A 24,884-nucleotide genomic window follows, 5' to 3' on the forward strand; every position below is an offset into this window, starting at 1 on the left:
CCCGCGATATGGCCGAATTTCGTCTGCCCAAGAACAGCCGCGTCCAGAAGGGCGGCACGGTCCACAAGGCCGAGGGCGCGAGCAACGTCAAAAAATTCAAGGTCTATCGCTACAATCCCGACAGCGGCCAGAATCCGCATTTCGACACGTTCGAGATCGACACCGACAAATGCGGCCCGATGGTGCTCGATGCCCTCATCAAGATGAAGAGCGAGCAGGATTCGACGCTGACCTTCCGCCGTTCGTGCCGCGAAGGCATTTGCGGCAGCTGTTCGATGAACATGAACGGCAAGAACGGTCTCGCCTGCACCACCGCGATCGAGGATCTGAAGGGCGACATCCAGATCACGCCGCTGCCGCATATGGAGGTCATCAAGGACCTCGTCCCCGATTTCACCCATTTCTATGCGCAATATGCCTCTATCGAGCCGTGGCTGAAGACCAAGTCGACGACGCCCAGCGGCAAGGAGCGGCTCCAGTCGCCCGAGGAACGCGAGAAGCTCGACGGCCTTTACGAGTGCATCCTGTGCGCCTGCTGTTCGACGAGCTGCCCCAGCTATTGGTGGAACAGTGACAAGTTCCTTGGGCCCGCGATCCTGCTTCAGGCCTATCGCTGGCTCGCCGACAGCCGCGACGAATATACTGGCGAACGGCTCGACGATCTCGAAGATCCGTTCCGCCTCTATCGCTGCCACACGATCATGAATTGCGCCAACGCGTGCCCCAAGGGACTGAGCCCCGCACGCGCGATCGCCGAGATCAAGAAGCTCGAGGCCGAGCGGCAGGTGTGAACGACGGAATAGAGGACCCCAAGCGCGCGGATCATTTCAGTGCCGAGGCGCTGGAGGGCGGCTGGATCAGCTGGAACCTCAAGGACGCGAGCCGGTTCAACGCCTTTATCGAACCGCTGTCGGTGCGCCTCGAAAGCCCGACCGAGGATGGCCGGCCGCGCGCCCGCGTGCGGATGCTGCCGACGCGCAAACACAGCAATCTGGGCGACAATGTCCATGGCGCGGTAACGCTGGCGCTGGTCGACATTGCCCTCTTCGCCGCCTCGCACCAGTTCGGATCGCTCGAGGCCGGCCATTCGGTGACGCTCGATTTGTCGACGCAGTTCGTCGGCGGCGGCCGCCTCGACGAACCGCTCGATGCGGTGGTCGAGCAGGTGCGCGAGACGGGGCGGCTGATCTTCCTGCGCGGGCTGGTCGTTCAGGGACCGGGTGACGAGCATATCGTGCTGAGCTTTGCGGGGACGATCCGCAAGGCAAGCCGCAAGTGACAGGATTGCTTGCCGCCTATGACGCGCTGGTCGCCGCGGGCGAGCTGAAGCCTGACGCCGAACAGCGGGCGGCGGCAGAACGCCTTGCCGCGCTGCAATCCGATCTGCAGGCGGCGCCGCCGCGCGGCAGCATCCTGTGGCGGATCGCCGGGCGCAAACCCGACGCGCCGCGCGGTGTCTATCTTTGGGGCGCCGTCGGCCGCGGCAAGTCGATGCTGATGGACCTTTTTTACGACCATCTGGCCATCCAGCGCAAAAGGCGCGTCCATTTCCACGCCTTCATGCTCGACGTCCACGCGCGGATGCGCGAGGTGCGCAAAAGCGAGAGCGGCGATCCGATCCCGCAGGTTGCGGCCTCGCTGGTCGAAAATGTCCGCTGCCTCGCCTTCGACGAAATGGTGGTGAACAATAGCGCCGATGCAATGATCCTCTCGCGCCTGTTCACCGCGTTGATCGCGCACGGGGTGACGGTGGTCGCGACGTCGAACCGCCCGCCCGCCGATCTCTACAAGGACGGTCTCAACCGCGAGCATTTCCTGCCCTTCATCGCACTGATCGAGGAACGGCTCGACGTGATGGGCCTTAATGGCCCCACCGATTACCGGCGCCACCGGCTTGGCGACGGCAAGCGCTGGTTCGTGCCAGCCGACGCGGCGGCGACCGAGGCGCTGTCAGCGGCCTTCTTTCGCCTGACCGATTATCCGCCCGAGGACCGCGCGCACGTACCCTCGCTCGATCTCGACGTCGGCGGCGGGCGGACGCTGCATGTGCCCAAGGCGCTGAAGGGCGTGGCGGTCTTTTCATTCAAGCGCCTTTGTGCGGAGGCGCGCGGCGCATCGGATTATCTGGCCGTCGCGCGGCATTTTCACGCGGTGATCATTGTCGGCATCCCGCGCATGGGCCCCGAGAACCGCAACGAGGCCGCGCGCTTCGTGACGCTGATTGACGCGCTCTACGAATATAAGGTCAAACTGCTCGCGAGCGCCGCGGCCGAGCCCGATGCGCTCTATGTGGCCGGCGATGGCGCCTTCGAGTTCGAGCGCACAGCGAGCCGTCTCGCCGAAATGCAGTCCGACGAATATCTGGCGCTAGGCCACGGCCAGGATGACACCGCATAGTACCTTGCCCCACCGCGACGAGTTGATGGTCATGGCGACGACATCGCGAACATAGCGGATTTCGTGCGCGATATGTCCGACCGTCTGCTCGGCGACGCGCCGCAGCGTGCGGAGCGGCTTGGGCGCCGCCGCCGGGATGCGGCCGGGGCGGGTCGGCGGCGCGGGAAGGGTCGCGAAGCCCCCGCTGCGGACTCGCGGATCGTCGGCGACTGCCCGGCACAGCGCCTCCATCCGAGCGATTGCGAGCCCGTTCCGAACCTGACGGTCGCGGCTCAGCAATTCGAAGCTGTGGCTGAAAGCCGAAAACTGGATCGCGCCGCTCGCCGCCGCATGATCGAGCGCGTCGCGCATTTCCTCTTCGGACATGGCGCACAGCTGCGCGGGACGGAAGCTGTTCGCGCGGTCGCGCAGGCCGCTGACCGGCACTTCGCAGATGCCATGATGGACGCGCATGCCCAGATTGGCAGGATCGAGCGTGATGTCGCACCCGAGCCCCTGCCAGGCGGCGTTGAAGCTGCTGTCGAAGCGGAAGCCCAGCGCGGCGAGGGCGCGCAGTGTATCGTCGTTGGCGCCGAAATTGCCGGCGCGGAAGGCGGTCGGTCGGGGCGCCCCGGCACTCGTCAATATGTCGCGGGCGAGCGCGATCAGCCTCTTTTGCGCTGCGAAGGGGAAATCGCCGATATTGCGGCCGCGCAGCTTGCCGACCGGATTGAACCGCGCAAACTCCAGCCATTCGGTGTGGAGATGGAGCTGCACTTCATGGCCGCGCGCCAGGATCGGGCCGACGATCGCATCGACAATCCCGGGGCCGTGGACAAGCGCGGGCATGGGGTCGACGAAATAGACGCCTTTCAGACCGAAGCGGTCGAGCATGTCCATCTGGAAATGGATGCCGAAATCGCCGTCGCGGCAGCGCCCGAGGATCGAGCTTTCGAAATTGGTGCGCGCGCATGCGCCGCGGCGATGGAGCCCGGCGGACAATTCGGTATCGAAGCTGATGATCGCGCGCGTCACCCGCTCGCGCTATCAGCAGCGGTGTAACGAAGCGTTAAGCTGCCGCTGCGACCGCCCCGCAGCGATCGTTCAGGCCGACCTTCTAGAAGCGCATCGTCATCGCGACGCCGCCGCCTCCGGCATCTGCCCACGGAAAGACCTGAACCCGGTCGCTTGCGCGGCGCGCGATCAGAAAGCCCGATGCCTCGCCGATCGCGGCGCCGACCAGCACGTCATGGACATGATGCTTTCTGGCTTCGACGCGGCTCAATCCGACGAAGGTGGCAAGCGCCTGCGCGGGAAGCCCCACTTTCCAGCCGTAACGGTTCTGCAGCGTCGCGGCCGCCGCAAAGGAAACCGACGTATGGCCCGAGGGGAAGCCCTTGTTGTCGCTTCCGTCGGGGCGTCGCTCCGGAAAGGCCTGCTTCAGACCGGCGGTTACGCCGGCGGCAGCGACGAGGCTGCCGCCGGCTTGCAGCGTGCCGTCCCAATCGCTCTGGGCAAGCGGAACCCCGAACGCGGCGATCACCAGGGCGTCGCGCGTGATCGATCCCGCGTCATTCCATGTCTTTTCGCCGGCATGGGCGGGCGGCGTTGTGGCGGCGGTCAGGAAGATGGCGCAGGACAGCGCGGGGATAAAAGCTCTCTTGGTCATGGTGGCGTCGATCCTTTTGCAGGCGCAGGGCGCACGGCCCCGCCTGGCGACGCCCCAAGATCGCCACCGCCTGTCTTACGCTTGTGGCCGACCGGCGCAAGCGATGTTCACGCGGCCGGTATCGATCGCTTAGGATCGTCAGTGTTCTGGGTCTGAATCGTACCCGATCTTGCAATAACGCTATTGCGAACTATTTGCATGAAAACGCGGTTTTTCGTCCTTTTCGCGGTTGTTTCGTTAACGGAATCGGCGTAGGGCGTCGCGAGTCTTTGGGATCGGCAGGCGGCTTTGGCCCGTGGCCCCGCCGATCTGGAAATCACTGCCGGGCTTTGCCAGGAAGGGAGTGCCGCGCGCCATGGGACGCAAGAAGATCGCTTTGATCGGAGCCGGGAATATCGGCGGGACGCTGGCGCTGCTCGCCGCGCAGAAGGAACTGGGCGACGTTGTCCTGTTCGACGTGGTCGAAGGCGTGCCGCAGGGCAAGGCGCTCGACCTGTCCCAGGTCGGGCCGATCGCCGGCTTCGACGCGAAGATCACCGGCTCCAATGATTATGCCGACATTGCGGGCGCCGACGTCATCATCGTCACCGCCGGCGTCGCCCGCAAGCCGGGCATGAGCCGCGACGACCTGCTCGGCATCAATTTGAAGGTCATGAAGGCGGTGGGCGAAGGCATCAAGGCGAATGCCCCTGACGCTTTCGTCATCTGCATCACCAACCCGCTCGACGCCATGGTCTGGGCTCTCCGAGAATTCTCGGGTCTGCCGCACAACAAGGTGGTTGGCATGGCTGGCGTGCTCGACTCGGCGCGCTTCAGTCACTTCATCGCCGACGAATTCGACGTGTCGGTGAAGGATGTGAACACCTTCGTCCTCGGCGGCCACGGCGACACGATGGTTCCGGTCGTCCGCTACTCGACCGTTAACGGCATCCCCGTTCCTGATCTCGTGAAGATGGGCCTGTCAAGCCAGGACAAGATCGACGCGATCGTCAAGCGCACCCGCGGCGGCGGCGGCGAAATCGTCGCGCTGCTCGGCACCGGCTCGGCCTTCTATGCCCCGGCCGCCTCGGGCATCGCGATGGCCGAAGCTTACCTCGGCGACCAGAAGCGCATCCTGCCCTGCGCCGCCTATGTCGATGGCCAGTATGGCGTCGATGGCCTCTATGTCGGCGTGCCGGTGATGATCGGTGCGGGCGGCGTCGAGAAGATCGTCGAAATCGAACTCGACGATGCCGACAAGGCGGGCCTGCAGGTGTCGGTCGACGCGGTGAAGGAACTGCTCGACGCGTGCAAGAATCTGGATCCCAGCCTCGCCTGATGGACGTGGGCCTGCTTCTTGTAATCCTGATTGGGGCGCCGATCATTGTGGTCGGCGGCATCCAGTTTCTGATTTTCAAGCTTGCGGGTGCCGCGACGCTTAGAGCGGTTTATGTCGTTGCGGCGTCTTATTGTGCGTTCGTATGGGTGTCCGCTTACGGCGCTCCGCCGGTTTATGGAAACCGGGCCGCCTACGCGGGAATCGCAGACGGAATTACGGGAGTTCTACTTCTCGAATGTCTCGCGATTTTGCTCTGGCCGTTGGGGCGTCGCTTTTTCAGTTTGCTAGAGGCGCCGGCGCGCGGCTGATGCCGGAACAATGATAGGAATAGATAAATGAGCATCCTCATCGACAAGAATACCAAGGTCATCACGCAAGGGATGACGGGTGCGACTGGCACCTTCCACACCGAACAGGCGCTTGCCTATGGTACGCAGATGGTCGGCGGCGTGACGCCGGGCAAGGGCGGCACGACGCATATCGGCCTGCCGATGTTCGACACCGTCGCCGAAGCGAAGGCGACGACCGGCGCGACCGCGTCGGTCATCTATGTGCCGCCGCCGTTCGCGGCCGATTCGATCCTCGAGGCGATCGACGCCGAGATCGAGCTCATCGTCGCGATCACCGAAGGCATTCCGGTGCTCGACATGGTCAAGGTGAAGCGCGCGCTGTCGGGTTCGAAGTCGCGGCTGATCGGCCCCAACTGCCCTGGCGTGCTGACCCCCGACGAATGCAAGATCGGCATCATGCCGGGCAGCATCTTCAAAAAGGGCAGCGTCGGCGTCGTCTCGCGTTCGGGCACGCTGACCTATGAGGCGGTGTTCCAGACCACCAACGCCGGGCTCGGCCAGACCACCGCGGTCGGCATCGGCGGCGACCCCGTCAACGGCACCAACTTTATCGACGTCCTCGAACTCTTCCTCGCGGATGAAGCGACCAAGTCGATCATCATGATCGGCGAAATCGGCGGCGACGCCGAGGAGCAGGCGGCGCAGTTCCTGATCGACGAAGCCAAGCGCGGCCGCAAGAAGCCGATGGTTGGTTTCATCGCGGGCCGCACCGCGCCTCCGGGCCGCCGCATGGGCCACGCCGGCGCCATCGTGTCGGGCGGCAAGGGCGATGCCGAAAGCAAGATTGCGGCGATGGAAGCCGCCGGCATCACCGTGTCGGCCAGCCCGTCGGAACTCGGCACGACGCTTGCCGAAGTGCTGAAGGAACGCGTCTGATCGGATGGCCCGCCGGCGCCTGATGCCGGCGGGCTACCTTTCCCCGAATATCCCATCCCTTCCTCCCCGTGGAATCGCAGATGAACCTCGAACGACAAAGCTTCGACGTCGATGAAGTCCAGGCCGGGCCCAGCTGGGCGCCGAAGAACTGGCCCCTGATCGACAGCGATGATCTGACCGCCGCGCTCGACCCTCAGCAGATGCAGGTCGCGGTCAAGGCGGCCGCGGCGAAGGCGGGGGCGCCGCTCTCGAATGCCGAAGTCGAGCGCGCTGCCGACGATTCGATCCGCGCGATGATGCTGATCCGCACCTATCGCGTGCGCGGGCACCTTGCGGCGACGCTCGATCCGCTGGGCCTGACCCACCGCGAACTGCCGGCCGATCTGACGCCCGAATATCACGGCTTCGTCGGGGCCGACCAGGACCGTCCGATTTTCCTCGGCGGCACGCTGGGGCTCGAGAAGGCGACGATTCGCGAGGTGGTGTCGATCCTGCAGGCCAATTACTGCGGGCACGTCGGCCTTGAATATATGCACATCGCCGATGTCGAGGAGCGCCGCTTCCTCCAGGAGCGGATGGAAGGCGCCGACAAGTCGATCGACTTCACCGCCAACGGCAAGAAGGCGATCCTCAACAAGGTGATCGAGGCCGAGGAATGGGAGAAATTCCTCGCGCGCAAATATGTCGGCACGAAGCGTTTCGGGCTCGACGGCGGCGAATCGATGATCCCTGCGCTCGAGGCGATCATCAAATATGGCGGCCAATATGGCGTGAAAGAAATCGTCTACGGCATGGCCCATCGCGGCCGCCTGAACGTCCTCGCCAATGTGCTGGCCAAGCCGTACAAGGTCATCTTCCACGAATTTCAGGGCGGCACCGCGAACCCCGAGGATGTCGGCGGTTCGGGCGACGTCAAATATCACCTCGGCACCTCGACCGACCGCGAGTTCGACGGCGTGTCGGTCCATATGTCGCTGGTCCCCAACCCGTCGCACCTCGAAGCGGTCGATCCCGTCGTGCTGGGCAAGGTGCGCGCGCAGCAGGTGATGCGCGACGATCTGGCCGAACATAGCCAGGTGCTGCCCGTGCTGATCCACGGCGACGCCGCCTTTGCGGGGCAGGGGATCGTGTGGGAATGCCTCGGCTTTTCGGGCATTCGCGGTTACAATACCGGCGGCTGCATCCACTTTATCGTCAACAACCAGATCGGCTTCACGACCAGCCCGCAGTTCGCGCGCTCGTCGCCCTATCCGTCCGACGTGGCAAAGGGCGTGATGGCGCCGATCCTGCACGTCAACGGCGACGATCCCGAAGCCGTGACCTTCGCGTGCAAGCTGGCGATCGACTTCCGTCAGCAGTTCAAGCGCGACATCGTCATCGACATGTGGTGCTATCGCCGCTTCGGTCACAATGAAGGCGACGAGCCGAGCTTTACCCAGCCGCTGATGTACGCGATCATCCGCAAACATCCGCCGGTATCGGACCTCTACGCCACGCGGCTCGAGGCAGAGGGCGTCGTTTCGGCTGGCGATGCCGAAGCGCACCGGGCCGAGTTCGTCGCGCGGCTCGAAGACGAATTCGAAGCATCGAAGACTTACAAGTCGAACAAGGCCGACTGGTTCGCCGGTCGCTGGTCGGGCTTGCACGCGCCTGCCGATCCCGAAAATGCCCGGCGTAATATTTCGACCGGCGTATCGGAAAAGCTGTTCGACGCCATCGGCCGCACGATGACGACGATCCCCGACGATCTGGAGGTGCACAAGACGCTGCGCCGCGTGATCGACGCCCGGGCCGCGATGTTCGCGAACAGGGACGATGCCGAGGTGTTCGACTGGGCGACCGCCGAACAGCTCGCGTTCGGCACTTTGCTCAGCGAAGGCTATCAGGTGCGCCTGTCGGGCCAGGATTCGGGCCGCGGGACGTTCAGCCAGCGTCACGCCGTCTGGGTCGACCAGAAGGACGAGCATAAATATATCCCGCTGACCACCGTGCCACACGGCCGGTTCGAGGTGCTCGACAGCCCTCTCTCCGAATATGGCGTGCTCGGCTTCGAATATGGCTATGCGATGGCCGATCCGAAGAGCCTCGTGCTGTGGGAGGCGCAGTTCGGCGACTTCGCCAACGGCGCGCAGATCATGATCGACCAGTTCATCGCGGCGGGCGAAGCCAAATGGCTGCGCGCCAACGGCCTCGTGCTGCTGCTGCCGCACGGCTATGAAGGGCAGGGGCCTGAGCATAGCTCGGCGCGTCTCGAACGCTTCCTTCAGCTTTGCGCCGGGGACAACATCCAGGTGTGCAATATTTCGACCCCGTCGAACTATTTCCACGTCCTGCGCCGCCAGATGCTGCGCCCATTCCGCAAGCCGCTGATCATCATGACGCCCAAGTCGTTGCTCCGCCACAAGCTGGCCGTGTCGCAGCGCTCGGACTTCATCGGCGAAGCGCATTTCCGCCGCATCATGTCGGACCGCACCCCGCCGGAAGATGCGAAGGTCAAGCGTGTCGTCCTGTGTTCGGGCAAGGTCGGCTATGACCTGATGGAGGCGCGCGACGCCGCCGGGCTTGGCGACACGACGGTGATACGGATCGAACAGATTTATCCTTTCCCGGGCGAGGCGCTGGCCATCCGCCTGAAGAAGATGAAGAATCTCGAAGAGGTCGTTTGGGCGCAGGAAGAGCCGCGCAACAACGGCGCCTGGTTCTTCGTCGAGCCGCTGATCGAGGAATCGCTGATCGACGCCGGCCACAAGGGCATGCGCGCCCGTTATGCCGGCCGGGCCGCTGCGGCGTCGCCCGCCACCGGCCTGATGAGCCGCCACCAGACCGAACAGGCGGCGCTCGTCGCCGACGCGCTGGGCCTCAATGTCCGCGCCGAAATCCGTCGCAACAAGAATAAAGCCTGAGCCAGAGCTTAAGCCCTAAGGAACTGCATCAATGAGCACCGAAGTCAAAGTCCCGACGCTGGGTGAAAGCGTGACCGAAGCGACGATCGGCGAGTGGCTGAAGCAGCCCGGCGAAGCCGTCGCGCTCGACGAGCCGATTGCCAGCCTCGAAACCGACAAGGTCGCGGTCGAAGTGCCGTCGCCCGTCGCCGGCGTGATGGGGCAACAGGTCGTCGCCGTCGGCGATACCGTCAATGTCGGCGCGGTGATTGCGACGATCGAGGCCGGCGACGGCAAGGCCGCCGCCCCCGCTCCTGCGCCCGCGGCGAAGGCCGAAGCGGCGGCGCCCGCTCCCGCAGCGACCGGCGGCGAGGATGCGGTCGTCACCCTGTCGCCCGCGGTGCGCCGCCTCGTCCTCGAGCACGGCCTTGATCCGAGCAAGATCAAGGGCACCGGCAAGGACGGCCGCCTGACCAAGGAAGATGTGCTGGCGGCCGCCGAAGCCGCCCCCGATGCGGCGCCCGCGCCCGCGGCCGCCCCGGCACCTGCCGCCGCGCCCGCTGCAACGGGTGCGCCGGGCCGTCAGGAAGAGCGGGTCAAGATGACCCGCCTGCGCCAGACGATCGCCCGGCGCCTGAAATCGGCGCAGGATACGGCGGCGATGCTCACCACGTTCAACGACGTCGACATGACGGCGGTGATCGAGGCGCGCGGCCGCTACAAGGATCTGTTTGAAAAGAAGCATGGCGTGCGCCTGGGCTTCATGGGCTTCTTTACCAAGGCCGCCTGTCTTGCGCTCAAGGACATACCGGCGGTCAACGGCCGTATCGATGGCGACGAGATCGTCTATAATAATTATATGGATATCTCGGTCGCGGTCAGCGGTCCGAGCGGGCTTGTCGTGCCGGTGATCCGCAACGCCGAAAGCCTGTCCTTCGCCGGCATCGAAAAGACAATCGGCGATTTCGGCAAGCGCGCCAAGGAAGGCACGCTGACGATGGACGACATGACCGGGGGCACCTTCACCATCTCGAACGGCGGCGTTTTCGGCTCGCTGATGTCGACCCCGATCATCAATCCGCCGCAATCGGCCGTGCTGGGCCTCCATCGCATCGAGGACCGCCCGGTCGCGATCAACGGTCAGGTTGTGATCCGTCCGATGATGTATCTGGCATTGAGCTATGACCACCGGCTGGTCGACGGCCGCGAGGCGGTGACCTTCCTGAAAACGATCAAGGAAGCGATCGAGGATCCGACGCGGCTGCTGATCGACCTCTAAGAGATTTCTCCCCATCCCCCGAGGGGTAAAGGAACAACAAATGGCTGATTACGACTACGACGTCCTTGTCATCGGTGCCGGTCCCGGCGGTTATGTCGCGGCGATCCGCGCGGCGCAGCTCGGGCTCAAGACCGCGTGCGCCGAAGGGCGCGAAACGCTGGGCGGCACCTGCCTCAACGTCGGCTGCATCCCGTCGAAGGCGATGCTGCACGCGTCGGAATATTTCGAGGCGGCGGCGGGCGGCGCGATGGCGGCGATGGGCATCAAGGTGACGCCCGAACTCGACCTTGGCGCGATGCACGGCCAGCGCAAGGATGCGGTCAAGGGCCTGACCGGCGGCATCGAGTTCCTGTTCAAGAAGAACAAGATCGACTGGCTGAAGGGCTATGCGCAGTTCACCGGCAAGGACAGCGTCGAGGTTGCGGGCAAGGCCTATCGCGCCAAGAACATCATCGTCGCCACCGGATCGTCGGTGACCCCCCTTCCGGGCGTCGCGGTCGACAATGACAAGGGCGTGATCGTCGATTCGACCGGCGCGCTCGAACTTGCGAAGGTGCCTGGCCATATGGTCGTGATCGGCGGCGGCGTGATCGGGCTTGAACTCGGCAGCGTCTGGCGCCGGCTTGGCGCAAAAGTCACCGTGGTCGAATTTCTTGACCAGATCCTGCCCGGGATGGACGGCGACGTTCGCAAGGAAGCGAACAAGATCTTCAAGAAGCAGGGCATGGACTTCAAGCTGAAGACCAAGGTCACCGGGGCCGAAGTGAAAGGCAAGAAGGCCGTGCTGACGCTCGAGCCCGCCGCGGGAGGCGACGCCGAAACGCTCGAAGCCGATGTCGTCCTCGTTTCGATCGGCCGCCGTCCGAACACCGATGGCCTCGCGCTCGACAAGGCGGGGCTGACCACGAACCAGCGCGGTCAGATCGAGACCGATCATGATTTCCGCACCGCCGTCGACGGCATCTGGGCGATCGGCGACGTCGTTCCCGGCCCGATGCTCGCGCACAAGGCCGAGGATGAAGGCATTGCCTGCGCTGAAAATATCGCGGGGCTGACCGGCATCGTGAACCACGACGTCATCCCGTCGGTGGTCTACACCTGGCCCGAAATCGCCGGCGTCGGCCTGACCGAAGAGCAGGCTGTTGAGAAGGCTGGTGGGGAAAAGGACAAGGTCAAGGTCGGCAAATTCCCGATGCTCGCGAACAGCCGTGCGAAGACCAACCACGAACCCGACGGCTTTGTGAAGGTGATCGCCGATGCCAAGAGCGACCGCGTCCTGGGCGTCTGGATCATCGCCGTGCCGGCGGGCACGATGATCGCGCAGGCAGCTCAGGCAATGGAATTTGGCGCGACGTCCGAAGACATCGCCTACACCTGTCACGCACACCCGACGCACAGCGAGGCGATCAAGGAAGCCGCGATGGCAGTGACCGGAAAGCCGATCCACATCTGAGTTACCCGTCCACTGGGGTAGGGCATGGGGCGGCGGCGACGTCGCCCCATTTCCGTTGCGCCGCGCCGCCGATGATCGCATGACGAAGCGGTTGCCGGCACCGGTACCGGCCTGCGGGACGAAGAAGCATCGCTGATCCATGGACACCCAGACGCTCGTTCGCCTTCTCGATCTGACCGGCATCGCGGTCTTCGCGCTGTCGGGCGCGTTGATGGCGGTGCGGCTGCGCCAGACGCTGGTGACGGCGAGCTTCTTTGCGCTCGTCACCGGGGTCGGCGGGGGTAGCGTGCGCGACCTGCTGATTGGCGCGCCGGTCTTCTGGGTTCAGGACGGCGCGATCGGCGCGGTGTGCATCGCGATTGCGCTGGTCGTGTGGGTGACCCCCGAACGCTGGTGGCAGGGGCAGCTTCTGGAATGGGCCGATGCGGTCGGGCTCGCCGCCTATGCCGTGTTCGGGACGGCCAAGGCCCTTGCCTGGGGCGTGGCGCCGGTTCCCGCGCTGATGATGGGCGTCATCACCGGCTGTGTCGGCGGGACGATCCGCGATATACTGGCCGGGGTGCCGTCGATCATCATGCGGCCCGAAATCTATGTCACCGCGGCAGCGCTAGCCTCCGGGCTGTTTCTGATCCTGACCTGGCTCGGCGTCGCAACCTCGGTCGCCGCTGTCGCGGGCGCCGCGTCGGGTTTCGTCCTGCGCGGCGCAGCAATTCGCTGGTCTTTGGCGCTTCCGACGTATAGGGGGCGCCCCGAATCGCGGTGAATAGCGGCAGTGGGAGCCGCAACGCTCGCTTAACGCTGATCCTGTAGAGGATCCGGTGACGCGCGGAGAGGCGCGTCGTGGGGACCAGTTTCGACCTTGAAGACATTGCTGATTCATTTCGGCGCCGGGGTGGCGGCGTCCGACTGCGTGGATGCTTGTCACGACACGGCGCACACCGGGCGATGGATCATCGGCCTGTCGCTGGTGATATTTGCGCTGCCGTTTTGCGCGCATGCGGCGCGACGCGTCCTTCTGTCGCGCGCGCGCGCCGGCCGGCGCATCCGGGGTGGCGCGGTTCCGACGAAGCCGGCCCGGTTTCGCTTTCGCAGACGGGCGCCCTCTTGACCGCGCCGCGCGCAGCGGCACAGTGGCGGTTTGACGATCGGGGAGCGGCGACGGCATGGCGACAGAGCAGGCAGCGGTAAACGGGATCAGCATCACCTTCGAAGACAAGGGGCCGCGCGATGCGCCGGTGATCCTGCTGGTGATGGGGCTGGGCGGGCAGTTGACACTGTGGCCCGACGAATTTGTCGATGCGCTGAATGCGCGCGGCTTTCGGACCATCCGGTACGACAACCGCGACGTCGGCCTGTCTACGCGCTTCGACGCGGCCGGTGTCCCCAATCTCAAATGGATGTTCGTGAAGTCGCTGCTGCGCCTCCCGGTGCGGAGCGCTTACACGCTCGCCGACATGGCGGCCGACGGCGTGGCCTTGCTTGACCATCTGGGCATCGCGCGGGCGCATATCGTCGGCGTGTCGATGGGCGGGATGATTTCGCAGCATATCGCCGCGCGCTATCCGGACCGCGTGCTGTCGCTGACGTCGGTGATGTCGACGACCGGCAATCCCCGCCTGCCGCGCGCGCAGAAGGAAGCGATGCAGGTGCTGACCAGCCGCCCGATGAGCGGCGATCCCGAAGATCTGATCGCCTATTCGGTGCGCGCTGCCAAGGTGATCGGCAGCCCCGGCTACCCGCCCGACGAGGAGCGGTTGCAGCGGCGCGTGCGCAGCGATTTCGAACGTGGCTGGTATCCGCAGGGCGTCGCGCGCCAGATGGCGGCGATCGTCGCCGATGGCGACCGGCGGCCGATGCTGAAGTCGATCGACGCGCCGACGCTGGTGATCCATGGCGAGGGCGATCCGCTGGTGCCGCTGGCGGGCGGACGCGATACCGCCGACAATATTCCGGGCGCCCGACTGCTCACCATCCCCGGCATGGGGCATGATTTGCCGCTGGGATTGGTCGATACGCTGGCCGATGCGATCGCCGGTCACGCCGGGGCGGTTGCCCGGGCCTGAGCTATAGGGCGGCTTTTTGCCTTATAGCTCGCCGCCGAGGGCACCATATTTCGCCTCGAACCCCGCCTTGTCGCCCTTCGCCAGATAGCCGGCCTGGTCGACGATATTGTCGCGGACGATGCGGCCCTGAAACGCGCCGAGCTGTGGATCGATCGCGGCGATATCGGCGTCGGTCCAGGCGGCGATCTGCGCAAAGCTGGTGACGCCAAGGCCGCCGAGCAGCGTCGCCATTTTCGGCCCGACGCCCTTCAGCAATTGCAGATTATCGGCTTTGGCGGCGGCAGGGGCGGGAGCGGCTTCTGCCGGCGGGGCAGGGGCGACCGGTGGAGGCGCGGCCGGTTCGGGCTCGGGCGCATGCGCGACGGGTGCGGGCGGGACGGTGGGTTCCGCCGGAATATCGGAGGCTGTGGGCGGTGCAGCCGGCACCGGAGGCGGCGACGCGGGCGCGGGTTCCTTTGGCTTGAAGCGCGCTGGTTCGGCTTTGACGATGTCGGGCTTCGCCACTTCCAGCGGTTTTTTCGGCTCGGCCGGCATCGCTGCGGGCGGCGCTGCTTCGTCGGGCCGCTTGCGGCCGAACAGCCACCACAGCAGGACGACCGCGACGACCAGTCCGACGACCGCGATGATCCAATTTTCCTGAAGCCACGTCATGATGATCTCCCTGTTTCACTGTCAGCCTAAGCCGACGGGGGTGGCGCGTCCAGCACCGCTCAGCGCGCCTCTCGGTTGACCTCGCGCCAGCCGATGTCGCGGCGGCAGAAGCCGCTCGGGAAATCGAGCTTGTCGACCGCGGCATAGGTGCGCGCCTGCGCTTCGGTGACACTCTTGCCCGTCGCGGTGACGTTGAGAACGCGTCCCCCCGCGGCGACGATCGCGCCGTCGGCGCGCGCGGTCCCGGCATGGAAGACGCGCACGCCTCCCGCTTCGGCCGCGGCGATGTTGCGGATCGCGCCACCCTTTTCGGGGGTGCCCGGATAGCCGTTCGCCGCCATCACGACGGTCAGCGCATAGCCGCCGGTAAAGGTCGGCGCGGGCACGTCGGCGAGCCGCCCGGTCGCGGCGGCATGAAGCAGCGCGGCAAAATCTCCGGTCAGGCGCATCATCAGCACCTGACATTCGGGATCACCGAAACGGCAATTATATTCGATCAGCTTGGGGCCTTCGCTGGTCAGCATCAGCCCGGCGAACAGCACCCCGACATAGGGCGTGCCTTCGGCGGCGAGTGCGGCGACGGTGGGACGGATGATCCGATCCATCACCTCGGCTTCGAGCTCCTTGGTCAGCACAGGCGCCGGGCTGTAGGCGCCCATGCCGCCGGTGTTGGGCCCGGTGTCGCCGTCGCCGACGCGCTTGTGATCCTGGGCGCTGCCGAAGGCGATGACATTGGTGCCGTCGGACAGCGCGAAGAAGCTTGCCTCCTCGCCGGTCATGAATTCCTCGATCACCACCTCGGCACCCGCGCCGCCAAAGGCGCCCGCGAACATGTCGGCGATCGCGGCTTCGGCCTCGGCGCGAGTCTCGGCGATGATCACGCCCTTGCCCGCGGCGAGCCCGTCGGCCTTGATCACGACCGGAATCGCGAAATCGGCGAGCGCGGCCAGCGCGGCGTCGGCGCTGGTGCAGCGCACATAGCCGGCGGTCGGAATCGCGGCGCGCGCACACAGATCCTTGGTAAAGCCCTTCGATCCTTCGAGCTGCGCGGCGGCGGCGGACGGGCCGAAGACCGGAATGTCGATCGCGCGCAACCGGTCACCGAGGCCGGCGACGAGCGGCCCTTCGGGGCCGACGACGACGAAATCGATCGCATGGGTGCGCACGAAGGCGACGAGCCCGTCAACATCGTCGGCTGCGATCGGCACACATTCGGCATAGACTTCGATCCCGGGGTTTCCGGGTGCTGCATAGAGCTTGGCGCAACTCGGCGATTGTGCCAGTTGCCAGCTCAGCGCATGTTCGCGCCCCCCAGATCCGACCAGCAGGATATTCATGAGCGTCCCTTTTCCGTCCGACGATGGCACCGAAGCGCGGCTGTTAGCCGAGGCGACGGCGGGCGACAATGCACCCGCGCTGTCGGTCACGCAATTGTCGGCGGCGATCAAGCGGACGGTCGAGGACGGCTTTGCGCGGGTCCGCGTGCGCGGTGAGCTGTCGGGGGCGAAGCGTGCGGCATCAGGGCATTTCTACGCCGCGCTCAAGGACGACAACGCGCTGATCGACATGGTGATGTGGAAGGGGCAGGCGGCGCGCCTCGCCTTCCGGCCCGAAGATGGCATCGAGGTGATCGCGACGGGCAAGCTCACCACCTATCCCGGCCGCTCCAAATATCAGCTGGTCGTCGAAAGCCTGGAGGTCGCGGGCGAAGGCGCGTTGATGCTGTTGTTCGAAAAGCTGAAGGCGCGGCTTGGCGCCGAAGGGCTGTTCGACCGAGAACGCAAGCAGCCGTTGCCCTATCTGCCGCGCGTCATCGGCGTCGTTACCTCGCCGACCGGGGCAGTGATTCGCGACATTCTTCATCGCCTCGCCGATCGCTGCCCGACGCGCGTGATCGTGTGGCCGGTGCTGGTGCAGGGCGAAGGGGCGGCGGCGCAGGTTGCGAATGCGGTGCGCGGTTTCGATGCGCTCGCGCCCGGCGGACCGGTGCCGCGCCCCGACCTTGTCATCGTCGCGCGCGGCGGCGGTTCGATCGAGGATTTATGGGCGTTCAACGAAGAGATGGTGGTGCGTGCGATCGCCGATTGCCGCATTCCGACGATCAGCGCGGTCGGCCATGAAACCGATGTGACGCTGGCCGATTATGCCGCCGACGTGCGCGCGCCGACGCCAACCGCCGCCGCCGAAATGGCGGTGCCGGTGCGCGCCGAGCTCATCGCGCAGCTTGCGACGTGGCGCAGCCGTATGACGGGCGCGGCGACGCGCCAACGCGCGCTCGCCGGCGAGCGATTGACTGCGCTCGCGCGGCACCTGCCGAAGCGCGAGGCGCTCTACGCCCCCCAGCGCCAGCGGCTCGACGACGCCGCCGAACGGCTCGATCGCAGCCAGCGCCACCGGCTCGCGCTCGCCGGCGAACGGCTGGTGACGCGCAGCGCGGCGCTGCGCCCGGCGCTGCTGGCGCGTGCCTGGGACCGCGATCGCGCCAAGCTGGCGGGGCTTGCGCGGCTGCTGACCTCGCTCGACCCGCGCGCGTTGCTTGCCCGTGGCTATGCGATGGTGCGCGATGCCGACGGGGCGATCGTGCCGAGCGCGGCGCGCGCCCGTGGGGCAGGCCATCTGCGACTTGCCTTCGCCGATGGCGAGGTGCCGGTGACGGTGGTGGAGGGCGATGCGCCGCCACCCCCTGCGCCCTCCGCTGCGCCGGCGCCAAAGCCCGCGCGCAAGCCCCCCGCCGCGCCGGGGCGGGGACAGGGCGAGCTGTTCTGAGCGCCGCAGGGGTGGCCGAAATCGCGCAGGTCGCTATATTGGCCCCGATATCTTGGACAATTTGATGGACCCCGCCATGTTGATCGCCAGCCGCAACCGCCTTGCCCGCCTGCAATATGGCCCGAACGGATTTCGTATCCTGTCGCCGGGCGACCATGTGCTGTGCGCGGTGAGCGGGGTGCCGATCGGGCTCGACGAGCTGCGCTATTGGTCGGTTGCGCGGCAGGAGCCCTATGCGACCGCGGCGATTTCGGTGCAGGCCGCACTGGACGCGGCGCGCGGCGCATGACCGCGCGCGGGGCAGCGCCCCGAGCGATTGCTTCGCTGACCCTGGCCATTGCGGCGGCAGGCTGTGTACCCGCCGTGGCCGACAGTCCCCCGGCGCCCAAGGTGGCAGCGCCCGCTGCCGCCGCGCCTTCCGTACCGACCACACCCCCGGTCCCGAAGCCGCTTCCCGGTCCCGCCGATTTCGCCTTTCGCGGCAGCATGATCCAGGGCGGAACGCTGATCGGCCAAGTGCCGGGCGGAACGCGCATGTTGACGCTCGATGGCGCACCCGTTCCGGTCGCAGGCGATGGCGCTTTCCTGATCGCCTTCGATCGCGATGCGCCCGCGAGCCAGCAACTGGTAGCGACCCTTTCCGACGGGCGCACGGTTACGCGGACGCTGAGCATTGCGGCGGGGAATTGGCGGATCGAAAATATCAACGCGCCCTATCGCGGCAGCGCATCGAGCGACGCCGAGTTCGAACGCCGCCGCCCCGCCGAACTGGCGCAGATCGCCGCGGCGCGCGCGAGCCATGTCGAATCGGACGGCTGGCGGCAGCAATTTCGCTGGCCCGCTACGGGGCGGCTTTCAGGCTTCTTCGGTTCGCAGCGCGTCTATCAGGGCAAGCCGGGCAGCTATCATAGCGGCACCGATATCGCCGTGCCCGCGGGCACGCCCTTTTTCGCGCCTGCCGACGGGGTCGTGGTGCTCGCGGCCGATGCGCCCTTCACGCTCGAAGGAAATTTGCTGATCGTCGACCACGGCATGGGGCTGACCAGCGCTTTTCTGCACTGCCAGCGCCTCGATGTGAAGGTCGGCGACCGTGTGACGCAAGGGCAACAGCTCGGTACGGTGGGCGCGACGGGACGGGCAACAGGGCCGCATATGCATTGGGGGCTCAAATGGCGCGACGCGCGGCTCGACCCGGGCACGCTCGCGGGACCGATGGCGCGATAATCGAGGCGTTTCGATTGGAGGCGTAATTTAATTACGTACTAGGGTCGTTGATTATTCGAAGTGTGTGAGCGCTCATTTGTGTTGTTGCAAATTCGTCACAATCGCTCGTGAAACCGCGTCCCTCGGGGGGAATTCCCTTTACTCACCATGAATGAGCGATCATCCCGCACGCTATCGGGGTGTCTGTTCGGCGGCTTTGCGCTGCGAAAATAGGGGCCCGGGTATAACCACCACCAGTAGCAAGGGACTGCACTGTGAAGAAAACCCACTATTCCAAGCTGAAGCTTGGCGCTGCGCCGATCGTTATCGGCGTTGCCCTTGCTTCGGTTCCTGCCTTCGCGCAAGACGCCGAAGAAGGCGCCGCTGCGCCGGGTTCGGAGATCGTCGTTACCGGCACCCTGATCCGCAACCCCAACCTCGAACAGTCGACGCCCGTCAACGTCACCACTTCGGACGCGATCGAACTGAAGCAGTCGAACGTCGCTGAGGAAGTTCTTCGCGAATTGCCCGGCGTCGTTCCGAATATCGGTTCGGCGGTGAACAACGGCAACGGCGGTGCGTCCTACGTCGATCTTCGCGGTCTCGGCTCGACCCGTAACATCGTCCTGCTCAACGGCAACCGCGTTGCGCCGTCGGACGTGAACGGCCGTGTCGACCTCAACAACATTCCGCTTGCCCTGATCGAACGCGTCGACGCGCTGACCGGTGCGGCGGTGACCACCTATGGCGCAGATGCCATCACCGGCGTCGTCAACTTCGTCACCAAGCGCGATTTTGCCGGCTTTGAAATGACCGCGTCGGAACAGATCACTGAAAAGGGCGACGGCAACATCTTCCGTGTTGACGCGACGATCGGTGCGAACTTCGACGATGGCCGCGGTAATGCGGTGCTGAGCATCGGCTATCAGCAGGCCGACCCTGTCTATCAGGGTGCGCGCGGTTTCTCGGACAACACGCTCGACAGCTATTCGGACACGTTCATCGGTTCGGGTACGTCGGTCCCCTCGCGCTTCTCGGGCACGCGTCCGCTTACCGGCGGCGTACCGAACGTCCTCGCGCAGTATACGCAGACCGGCACCGTGCCGAACCCGAACTTTGACCCGACCCAGCCCGTCAGCGCAACGAACCCGGCGACTCTGCCGGTTCTCGCTCTGACGCCCGGCGGTGCTGCCAACGGCGGCGTTCGTCAGGTCAATAGTGCTGGCCAGGCGGTCGGCACGTTCCAAACCTACAACTTCAACCCGTTCAACATCTTCCAGACGCCGTTCGAGCGCTTCAACATCTATGGCCAGGCCAATTATGAAGTGTCCGATGCGGTGGAAGTGTACACCCGGGGCATGTTCTCGAAGAACACCGTGTCAACGATCATCGCACCGTCGGGTTCGTTCGGTGGCTCGGTTGCGATCAATCTGAACAACCCGAATCTGCCTGCGGCGCTGCGTGACCAGTTCTGCGCGTTCAACGTCGCTCCGGTGGTCAATGGCGTCGATGCCAACGGGGATCCGATTTCGGGCCAGGCTGAATATACGGCGCGCTTCACGCCGGCTGAGTGCGCAGCGGCAGCTACGGCTACTGGCCGGAGCGATCCCAACTACCGCGAAGTCACCGTCACGCTGAACCGTCGTACGCCCGAAGTCGGCCCGCGTATCAGCAACTATCAGACGACCTTCTTCGATTATCGCGTCGGTGCGCGCGGCGGCATCACCGATACGCTCGATTGGAGCCTCGAGGGCGCCTATGGCGAGTCGGAAAATATCCAGAGCATCAACGGCTACACGCTGCAGTCGCGTTTCCGCGAAGCGTCGCTGTCCGATGATGGCGTGACCTGTCAGAGCGGCAACGCTGATTGCGTTCCGGTCAACCTGTTCGGTCCTGAAGGATCGATCACGCCGGAAGCCGCGCGGTATCTCTCGGAAAAGAGCACCTCGACCAACCGCACTTCGCTTGCGCAGGTCCGCGGCATCATTTCGGGTGATCTCGGCTTCTCGTCGCCGGGTGCGGTCCAGCCGATCGGCTTCGCGATCGGTGGCGAATATCGCAAATACACCGCGCAGCAGTCTTCGGATCTCCTCGCCAAGACGCCGGGTGAACTCGGTGGCGCCGGCGGCGCGGCTCCCGACATCGACGGCGCTTACGATGTCTATGAAGCCTATGCCGAAATCGTGGCCCCGCTGATCGAGGACAAGCCTTTCTTCGAGAGCCTGACCCTCGAAGCGGGCATCCGTTACTCGGATTACAGCATCCGCGGCGCTGGTGGCTACAATGCCACCACGTGGAAGGCTGGCGGCAGCTGGGAACCGGGTGCGGGTCTGAAACTTCGCGGTAATTACAGCCGCGCGGTTCGCGCTCCGAACATCGGCGAACTGTTCACGCCGCAGACGGTTGGTTTGACCAACCTCGGTATCGACCCCTGCGCCGGTGGCGCTCCGGTGGCCGACGCCAATCTGCGCGCGGTCTGTATCGCGCAGGGTGCTCCTGCCGGTACGATCGGTTCGATCACCAACCCGACGGCGGCGCAGGCCAACATCACGGTGGGCGGTAACCTGAACCTGAAGCCTGAAAAGGCAGATACCTGGACGCTGGGCCTTGTCTGGCAGCCGGACTTCCTGCCGCGCTTCAACATGTCGGTCGACTATTACAACATCAAGGTCAACGACGTGCTTGGCACGCCGCTGCCGGGCGATATCATCAACGCTTGCTTCGATGGTTTGTCGGCTTCGAGCGCAACCGATCCGGCTTGTACCTCGATCCGTCGTAACCCGATCACCGGCGGCCTTGACGGTGACCCGTCGACGACCCCCGGCCTGTTCGGTCTGACCAACAACCTCGGCCGTCTGTTCACCGACGGTGTCGACCTGTTGATGAACTACAACACCGATGTCGGCTTCGCGAACCTCAGCTGGTCGTTCGTCGGCAACTGGACGCACAGCTCGAAGTATAACGCCAACGTAGCCGATCCGACTTCGCTCAACCGCGAATGCGTCGGTTACTACAGCGTGAACTGCTCGTTCACGGGTTCGATTCAGCCGGAATTCCAGTTCTCGCAGCGCTTTACGCTGGGCTTCGACAAGGTCGACGTCTCGCTGCTGTGGCGCTGGATGGACTCGGTCGACTTCGAGCCGGCGCAGCTCGCGGCGGACATCGCTGCAGCGCAGGCGGCTCCGGACGACTGTCCGAACCCGACGACGAGCGACGATGGTGGCTGCGTGGTCGATCCGAAGTTCCGTCACATCAAGGCGGCACATTATTTCGATCTCGCCACCCGCTTCAACGTGAGCGACAATCTGGTCATCACCATGACGGTCCAGAATCTGCTCGACAAGAAGCCGCCGATCGTTGGCAACACCATCGGTTCGACGACTTACAACAGCGGCAACACCTTCCCGTCGACTTACGACGCGCTGGGTCGCCGCTATGCGATCTCGGCCAAGCTGAAGTTCTAAAGAACTCTCTGCTTGGAAGGAAATTGGGGCGGGCAGCAATGCTCGCCCCTTTTTCTTTGGCAGTCAGAACCATGAGGAGCGGCAGCTTCCGACGACCTTGTTTAGGGCGGCCGCCAAGACCGTGCCTCGGGCTTGGCGCCCAACCTTCTCCGCAAGCTGTGCCTATGACGGCATAGCTAACCCGACCACTGGTGCCCGATCGCAATAGCGCATCAGGGCATAGGTAGCGCCCCTGGGAGAGCTAGCGGGATACCGGCCTGATCGGCGACAGCTTCTGCCCATCCGAGGACCTGATTGATTTCGTCTCCGTACGCCGCGTCGGCGGCAGCGAGATCACGCTGACGCTCGCCGGCTGCAAACGGCGCCCCCGACTTGCTATTGCGTGCCAGCGCTGGATGCTCGGCCAGAGCCTCTCGGTCGGCGGTAAGGCCATAATGGTCCATTGCCCCGGCGACGGCCCGAACGGGGTCGCGGGTCAGTGCCTCGCTGTCGAGTGAAGCGATCCGGTCGGGCGCCCAAGCTATGAGGGTCGCGAAAGCCCGCTGCTGGGCAAGCCACCCCATGGCGGCGATTTGTAGGTCGGACTGGCGGAAATAGTCGCGCGCATCGAAACCGAATTGCAGGAAGTCGTCTGCCAGATAGCCTTCAAACAATTCCCTGCACCACAGCCGGCACCATAGACCCTTCCGCGCGACCGACAGAAGAAAGGCGCGCAGCGGCGCATATAGCAGAATGGCGTGCGCCCCCGGACGCAGGGTTAGCGCACCGCGCGCGAGCGGATTGAAAATGTTGGAAGGCTTGATGATTACGGCTTCACCAGCGGTCAAGGGCCGTGCGAGCATCGCGAGCGCATCATCCATAACCCGCGCGTGATCGCGCGGCGCCGCGCCGCGCCGCCGCCATCCGACCATGTCATTGAGCAGCACGGGTTCGGACAATCCGGATGCAATGCCCGGCTGATCAATCGCCTGGACCAGCATGGTGGAGGCACAATAGGCCGAATGGAATAGGAAATGAACTGGCGCCGGCTCTACGTTCTGACGAGACGCGGTGCGGGACAGGACGAGCGGTGCTGCTTCCTCGCCCAAATGCATGTCTGTAAGAAAGGGGATCTCCCGGCGGATGTCGCGCGGCACGCGGCGGAAATGAAACGCGTCGTGATTGGAATCGTACCGATGCGCGAGCCATTCGGGATCACGTAAGGCGGCGGCAGAAGCGGGATGCAACATCGTTCGACCTTGCCGATTGCTGCAGTCGATGGCAAGCATCGGACATGGCCAGTATACAACCGCCCGCGCCCGCCGTGGAAGCCAATCGTCTTGGTATTGCGGCTTTGCAGGCCAACGATCCGGCGGCGGCGGCGGCGCACTTCGGCCGGGCGATTGCGTCCGATCCTCGGTCCGGTGCGCTCCAGAGAAATCTCGCGTCGGCATGGCGGGCGCTGGGAGAGGAAGAGCGTGAACTTGACGCACTTGCAGCGGCTCTAGCGATTGACCGCCGCGATCTGGTCGCCTGGATCCGCAAGGCCGAACGGCATGAATCACGAGCGGAGCGCGGTGCGGCGCTGGAGGCGTGGAGCGCGGCGCTCGCGCTTGCGGCGCAACTCGATCCTGTGCCCGATCCGCTCGTGCCGCTCCTGGCGCACGGACAAGCCTTCGTCGCGCAGGCGACCGATACTATGTTTGCCGCGGCCTCCGGCGCGATCGCTTCAATGGGCGATATACTCGATGAAACCGACACGCGGCGTGGAAAAGCATTCGTCGAAAGCACGCTTGGCCGGCGCAGGATCTATCGAAATGAATGTGCGGGCATCTATTACCCATTTTTGCCCGCCGACGAATTTTTTGACCGGCGGCATTTCCCTTGGTTCACTGAAATTGAGGCACATACCGACGCCATTCGGAGCGAACTACTCGCGCTGCTCGACGACCCGGGAGATGCGTTGCGTCCTTACGTGCGAATGGATGCCGGAACCCCCGATTCGATCTGGACCCCCCTCGACAATCGACTTGATTGGGGCGCCTGCTTCTTGTGGGAATATGGCGCCGCGAACCAAGTAGTGCTCGACCGCTGTCCGGCAACCGCTGCCGCGCTAGCAGCCGTTCCCGGCGCTCGTATCCCGGGCCGAGCGCCGAGCGCCTTTTTCTCGATGCTCAAGCCGCGCACGCGCATCCCGCCCCACACAGGCGTCACCAACACACGTGCAATTGTCCATCTGCCGCTGATCGTGCCGCCCGGATGCGGCTTTCGGGTGGGGGGTGAGACGCGCAGTTGGGAGGAAGGCCGCGCTTTCGCCTTTGACGACACCATCGAGCACGAGGCCTGGAACGATAGTGACCAACTGCGCGCTGTGCTGATCTTCGACGTATGGAACCCGCATCTCAGTCTGGCCGAGCGCGACTTGCTGGTGCGATATTTCGCATCGGCCGATTCGTCAGGCTACGCCGTACCGAGATAAGCTGTAGCGGTGGAGAAGCATATTTCGCTTGGGAACGAGAGACGTGCATCATATGGTCTGGGGATAAATGCCCAAA

At 65.0% G+C, this 24,884-nt stretch carries 21 protein-coding genes; 16 read left to right on the forward strand and 5 right to left on the reverse strand.

What is annotated here, in order from left to right; translation table 11 throughout:
* Positions 1–8 precede the first annotated feature (8 nt).
* Genes P1IM2_RS14330 through zapE form a run of 3 tightly spaced genes read left to right on the forward strand, consistent with a single transcriptional unit; the run spans position 9 to position 2,397 of the window.
* Positions 9–791: a succinate dehydrogenase iron-sulfur subunit gene (locus tag P1IM2_RS14330; RefSeq protein WP_003041149.1), complete on the forward strand. Its 783-nt coding sequence runs from the start codon at positions 9–11 to the stop codon at positions 789–791.
* Positions 788–1,279 (forward strand): PaaI family thioesterase, encoded by a 492-nt coding sequence (locus tag P1IM2_RS14335; protein ID WP_003041146.1) that lies wholly within the window; start codon positions 788–790, stop codon positions 1,277–1,279. Before P1IM2_RS14330 ends, P1IM2_RS14335 begins: the two co-directional genes overlap by 4 nt.
* Positions 1,276–2,397 carry a cell division protein ZapE gene (gene zapE / locus P1IM2_RS14340; protein WP_062901711.1) on the forward strand — a complete coding sequence of 374 codons (1,122 nt, stop codon included), beginning with the start codon at positions 1,276–1,278 and terminating at the stop codon, positions 2,395–2,397. The genes P1IM2_RS14335 and zapE overlap by 4 nt, the downstream gene beginning before the upstream one ends.
* Here zapE and P1IM2_RS14345 read toward each other — a convergent pair.
* Together P1IM2_RS14345 and P1IM2_RS14350 are read right to left on the reverse strand one after the other, a co-directional pair.
* On the reverse strand, positions 2,368–3,411 hold the full coding sequence (locus tag P1IM2_RS14345) for a polysaccharide deacetylase family protein (protein WP_062901712.1): 1,044 nt from the start codon (positions 3,409–3,411) through the stop codon (positions 2,368–2,370). The genes zapE and P1IM2_RS14345 overlap by 30 nt on opposite strands.
* An 82-nt stretch (positions 3,412–3,493) precedes the next feature.
* On the reverse strand, positions 3,494–4,045 hold the full coding sequence (locus P1IM2_RS14350) for a phosphatase PAP2 family protein (RefSeq protein ID WP_186402884.1): 552 nt from the start codon (positions 4,043–4,045) through the stop codon (positions 3,494–3,496).
* A gap of 355 nt (positions 4,046–4,400) precedes the next feature.
* Between P1IM2_RS14350 and mdh the strand changes: the two genes are divergently transcribed.
* From mdh to P1IM2_RS14390, 8 genes are all read left to right on the forward strand, one after another.
* A complete protein-coding gene (gene mdh / locus P1IM2_RS14355) occupies positions 4,401–5,363 on the forward strand; it encodes a malate dehydrogenase (RefSeq protein ID WP_062901714.1) in 963 nt (320 codons plus the stop codon).
* Positions 5,363–5,671, forward strand: coding sequence for a hypothetical protein (locus tag P1IM2_RS14360; RefSeq protein ID WP_186402885.1), 309 nt, complete (start codon positions 5,363–5,365; stop codon positions 5,669–5,671). Before mdh ends, P1IM2_RS14360 begins: the two co-directional genes overlap by 1 nt.
* A 27-nt stretch (positions 5,672–5,698) precedes the next feature.
* Complete coding sequence (gene sucD, locus P1IM2_RS14365) at positions 5,699–6,589, forward strand: succinate--CoA ligase subunit alpha (RefSeq protein WP_062901716.1); 891 nt, start codon at positions 5,699–5,701, stop codon at positions 6,587–6,589.
* 80 nt (positions 6,590–6,669) lie between these two features.
* Positions 6,670–9,492 carry a 2-oxoglutarate dehydrogenase E1 component gene (locus P1IM2_RS14370; RefSeq protein WP_186402886.1) on the forward strand — a complete coding sequence of 941 codons (2,823 nt, stop codon included), beginning with the start codon at positions 6,670–6,672 and terminating at the stop codon, positions 9,490–9,492.
* A gap of 31 nt (positions 9,493–9,523) precedes the next feature.
* On the forward strand, positions 9,524–10,750 hold the full coding sequence (gene odhB, locus P1IM2_RS14375; RefSeq protein WP_186402887.1) for a 2-oxoglutarate dehydrogenase complex dihydrolipoyllysine-residue succinyltransferase: 1,227 nt from the start codon (positions 9,524–9,526) through the stop codon (positions 10,748–10,750).
* A gap of 40 nt (positions 10,751–10,790) precedes the next feature.
* Positions 10,791–12,203: a dihydrolipoyl dehydrogenase gene (gene lpdA / locus P1IM2_RS14380; RefSeq protein ID WP_062901718.1), complete on the forward strand. Its 1,413-nt coding sequence runs from the start codon at positions 10,791–10,793 to the stop codon at positions 12,201–12,203.
* A 139-nt stretch (positions 12,204–12,342) separates the two neighbouring features.
* Positions 12,343–12,966, forward strand: coding sequence for a trimeric intracellular cation channel family protein (locus P1IM2_RS14385; RefSeq protein WP_186402888.1), 624 nt, complete (start codon positions 12,343–12,345; stop codon positions 12,964–12,966).
* Between the two features lie 400 nt (positions 12,967–13,366).
* Positions 13,367–14,266, forward strand: coding sequence for an alpha/beta fold hydrolase (locus P1IM2_RS14390; RefSeq protein WP_062901720.1), 900 nt, complete (start codon positions 13,367–13,369; stop codon positions 14,264–14,266).
* Between the two features lie 21 nt (positions 14,267–14,287).
* On the opposite strand, the gene P1IM2_RS14395 is transcribed toward P1IM2_RS14390, so the two are convergent.
* Positions 14,288–14,917, reverse strand: a complete 630-nt coding sequence (locus tag P1IM2_RS14395) for a hypothetical protein (RefSeq protein WP_062901721.1) — start codon at positions 14,915–14,917, stop codon at positions 14,288–14,290.
* Positions 14,918–14,976: 59 nt separating this feature from the next.
* The gene (gene purD / locus P1IM2_RS14400; RefSeq protein ID WP_062901722.1) at positions 14,977–16,254 is read right to left on the reverse strand and encodes a phosphoribosylamine--glycine ligase; all 1,278 of its coding nucleotides are present in this window, start codon (positions 16,252–16,254) and stop codon (positions 14,977–14,979) included.
* On the opposite strand from purD, the gene xseA reads away from it, so the two are divergent.
* The 4 genes from xseA (at position 16,253) to P1IM2_RS14420 (ending at position 22,350) form a co-directional block, all read left to right on the forward strand.
* Positions 16,253–17,683 carry an exodeoxyribonuclease VII large subunit gene (gene xseA / locus P1IM2_RS14405; RefSeq protein WP_186402889.1) on the forward strand — a complete coding sequence of 477 codons (1,431 nt, stop codon included), beginning with the start codon at positions 16,253–16,255 and terminating at the stop codon, positions 17,681–17,683. The two genes, purD and xseA, sit on opposite strands and share 2 nt — an antisense overlap.
* A gap of 76 nt (positions 17,684–17,759) precedes the next feature.
* Positions 17,760–17,972, forward strand: coding sequence for a DUF2093 domain-containing protein (locus P1IM2_RS14410; protein WP_003041102.1), 213 nt, complete (start codon positions 17,760–17,762; stop codon positions 17,970–17,972).
* Positions 17,969–18,907 (forward strand): M23 family metallopeptidase, encoded by a 939-nt coding sequence (locus P1IM2_RS14415; RefSeq protein ID WP_186402890.1) that lies wholly within the window; start codon positions 17,969–17,971, stop codon positions 18,905–18,907. Before P1IM2_RS14410 ends, P1IM2_RS14415 begins: the two co-directional genes overlap by 4 nt.
* A gap of 254 nt (positions 18,908–19,161) precedes the next feature.
* Positions 19,162–22,350: a TonB-dependent receptor domain-containing protein gene (locus tag P1IM2_RS14420; RefSeq protein WP_186402891.1), complete on the forward strand. Its 3,189-nt coding sequence runs from the start codon at positions 19,162–19,164 to the stop codon at positions 22,348–22,350.
* Positions 22,351–22,562: 212 nt separating this feature from the next.
* Here P1IM2_RS14420 and P1IM2_RS14425 read toward each other — a convergent pair whose 3' ends face one another.
* On the reverse strand, positions 22,563–23,579 hold the full coding sequence (locus P1IM2_RS14425; protein WP_260834166.1) for a hypothetical protein: 1,017 nt from the start codon (positions 23,577–23,579) through the stop codon (positions 22,563–22,565).
* Positions 23,580–23,623: 44 nt separating this feature from the next.
* Between P1IM2_RS14425 and P1IM2_RS14430 the strand changes: the two genes are divergently transcribed.
* Positions 23,624–24,808, forward strand: a complete 1,185-nt coding sequence (locus tag P1IM2_RS14430; protein ID WP_062901728.1) for an aspartyl/asparaginyl beta-hydroxylase domain-containing protein — start codon at positions 23,624–23,626, stop codon at positions 24,806–24,808.
* Positions 24,809–24,884 lie beyond the last annotated feature (76 nt).

This window comes from Sphingopyxis sp. P1IMeth2 (assembly GCF_900185685.1).
GTDB lineage: Bacteria > Pseudomonadota > Alphaproteobacteria > Sphingomonadales > Sphingomonadaceae > Sphingopyxis > Sphingopyxis terrae_A.

Excerpts from the sequence above, each read along its gene's own strand:
- P1IM2_RS14425 (WP_260834166.1), bottom strand. The coding sequence starts at position 23,579 with ATGTTGCATCCCGCTTCTGCCGCCGCCTTACGTGATCCCGAATGGCTC.
- odhB (WP_186402887.1), top strand. The coding sequence starts at position 9,524 with ATGAGCACCGAAGTCAAAGTCCCGACGCTGGGTGAAAGCGTGACCGAA.
- P1IM2_RS14385 (WP_186402888.1), top strand. The coding sequence starts at position 12,343 with ATGGACACCCAGACGCTCGTTCGCCTTCTCGATCTGACCGGCATCGCG.
- P1IM2_RS14410 (WP_003041102.1), top strand. The coding sequence starts at position 17,760 with ATGTTGATCGCCAGCCGCAACCGCCTTGCCCGCCTGCAATATGGCCCG.
- P1IM2_RS14350 (WP_186402884.1), bottom strand. The coding sequence starts at position 4,045 with ATGACCAAGAGAGCTTTTATCCCCGCGCTGTCCTGCGCCATCTTCCTG.
- purD (WP_062901722.1), bottom strand. The coding sequence starts at position 16,254 with ATGAATATCCTGCTGGTCGGATCTGGGGGGCGCGAACATGCGCTGAGC.
- P1IM2_RS14330 (WP_003041149.1), top strand. The coding sequence starts at position 9 with ATGGCCGAATTTCGTCTGCCCAAGAACAGCCGCGTCCAGAAGGGCGGC.
- P1IM2_RS14390 (WP_062901720.1), top strand. The coding sequence starts at position 13,367 with ATGGCGACAGAGCAGGCAGCGGTAAACGGGATCAGCATCACCTTCGAA.
- P1IM2_RS14370 (WP_186402886.1), top strand. The coding sequence starts at position 6,670 with ATGAACCTCGAACGACAAAGCTTCGACGTCGATGAAGTCCAGGCCGGG.
- xseA (WP_186402889.1), top strand. The coding sequence starts at position 16,253 with ATGAGCGTCCCTTTTCCGTCCGACGATGGCACCGAAGCGCGGCTGTTA.
- lpdA (WP_062901718.1), top strand. The coding sequence starts at position 10,791 with ATGGCTGATTACGACTACGACGTCCTTGTCATCGGTGCCGGTCCCGGC.
- mdh (WP_062901714.1), top strand. The coding sequence starts at position 4,401 with ATGGGACGCAAGAAGATCGCTTTGATCGGAGCCGGGAATATCGGCGGG.
- P1IM2_RS14360 (WP_186402885.1), top strand. The coding sequence starts at position 5,363 with ATGGACGTGGGCCTGCTTCTTGTAATCCTGATTGGGGCGCCGATCATT.
- P1IM2_RS14415 (WP_186402890.1), top strand. The coding sequence starts at position 17,969 with ATGACCGCGCGCGGGGCAGCGCCCCGAGCGATTGCTTCGCTGACCCTG.
- P1IM2_RS14395 (WP_062901721.1), bottom strand. The coding sequence starts at position 14,917 with ATGACGTGGCTTCAGGAAAATTGGATCATCGCGGTCGTCGGACTGGTC.
- sucD (WP_062901716.1), top strand. The coding sequence starts at position 5,699 with ATGAGCATCCTCATCGACAAGAATACCAAGGTCATCACGCAAGGGATG.
- P1IM2_RS14430 (WP_062901728.1), top strand. The coding sequence starts at position 23,624 with ATGGCCAGTATACAACCGCCCGCGCCCGCCGTGGAAGCCAATCGTCTT.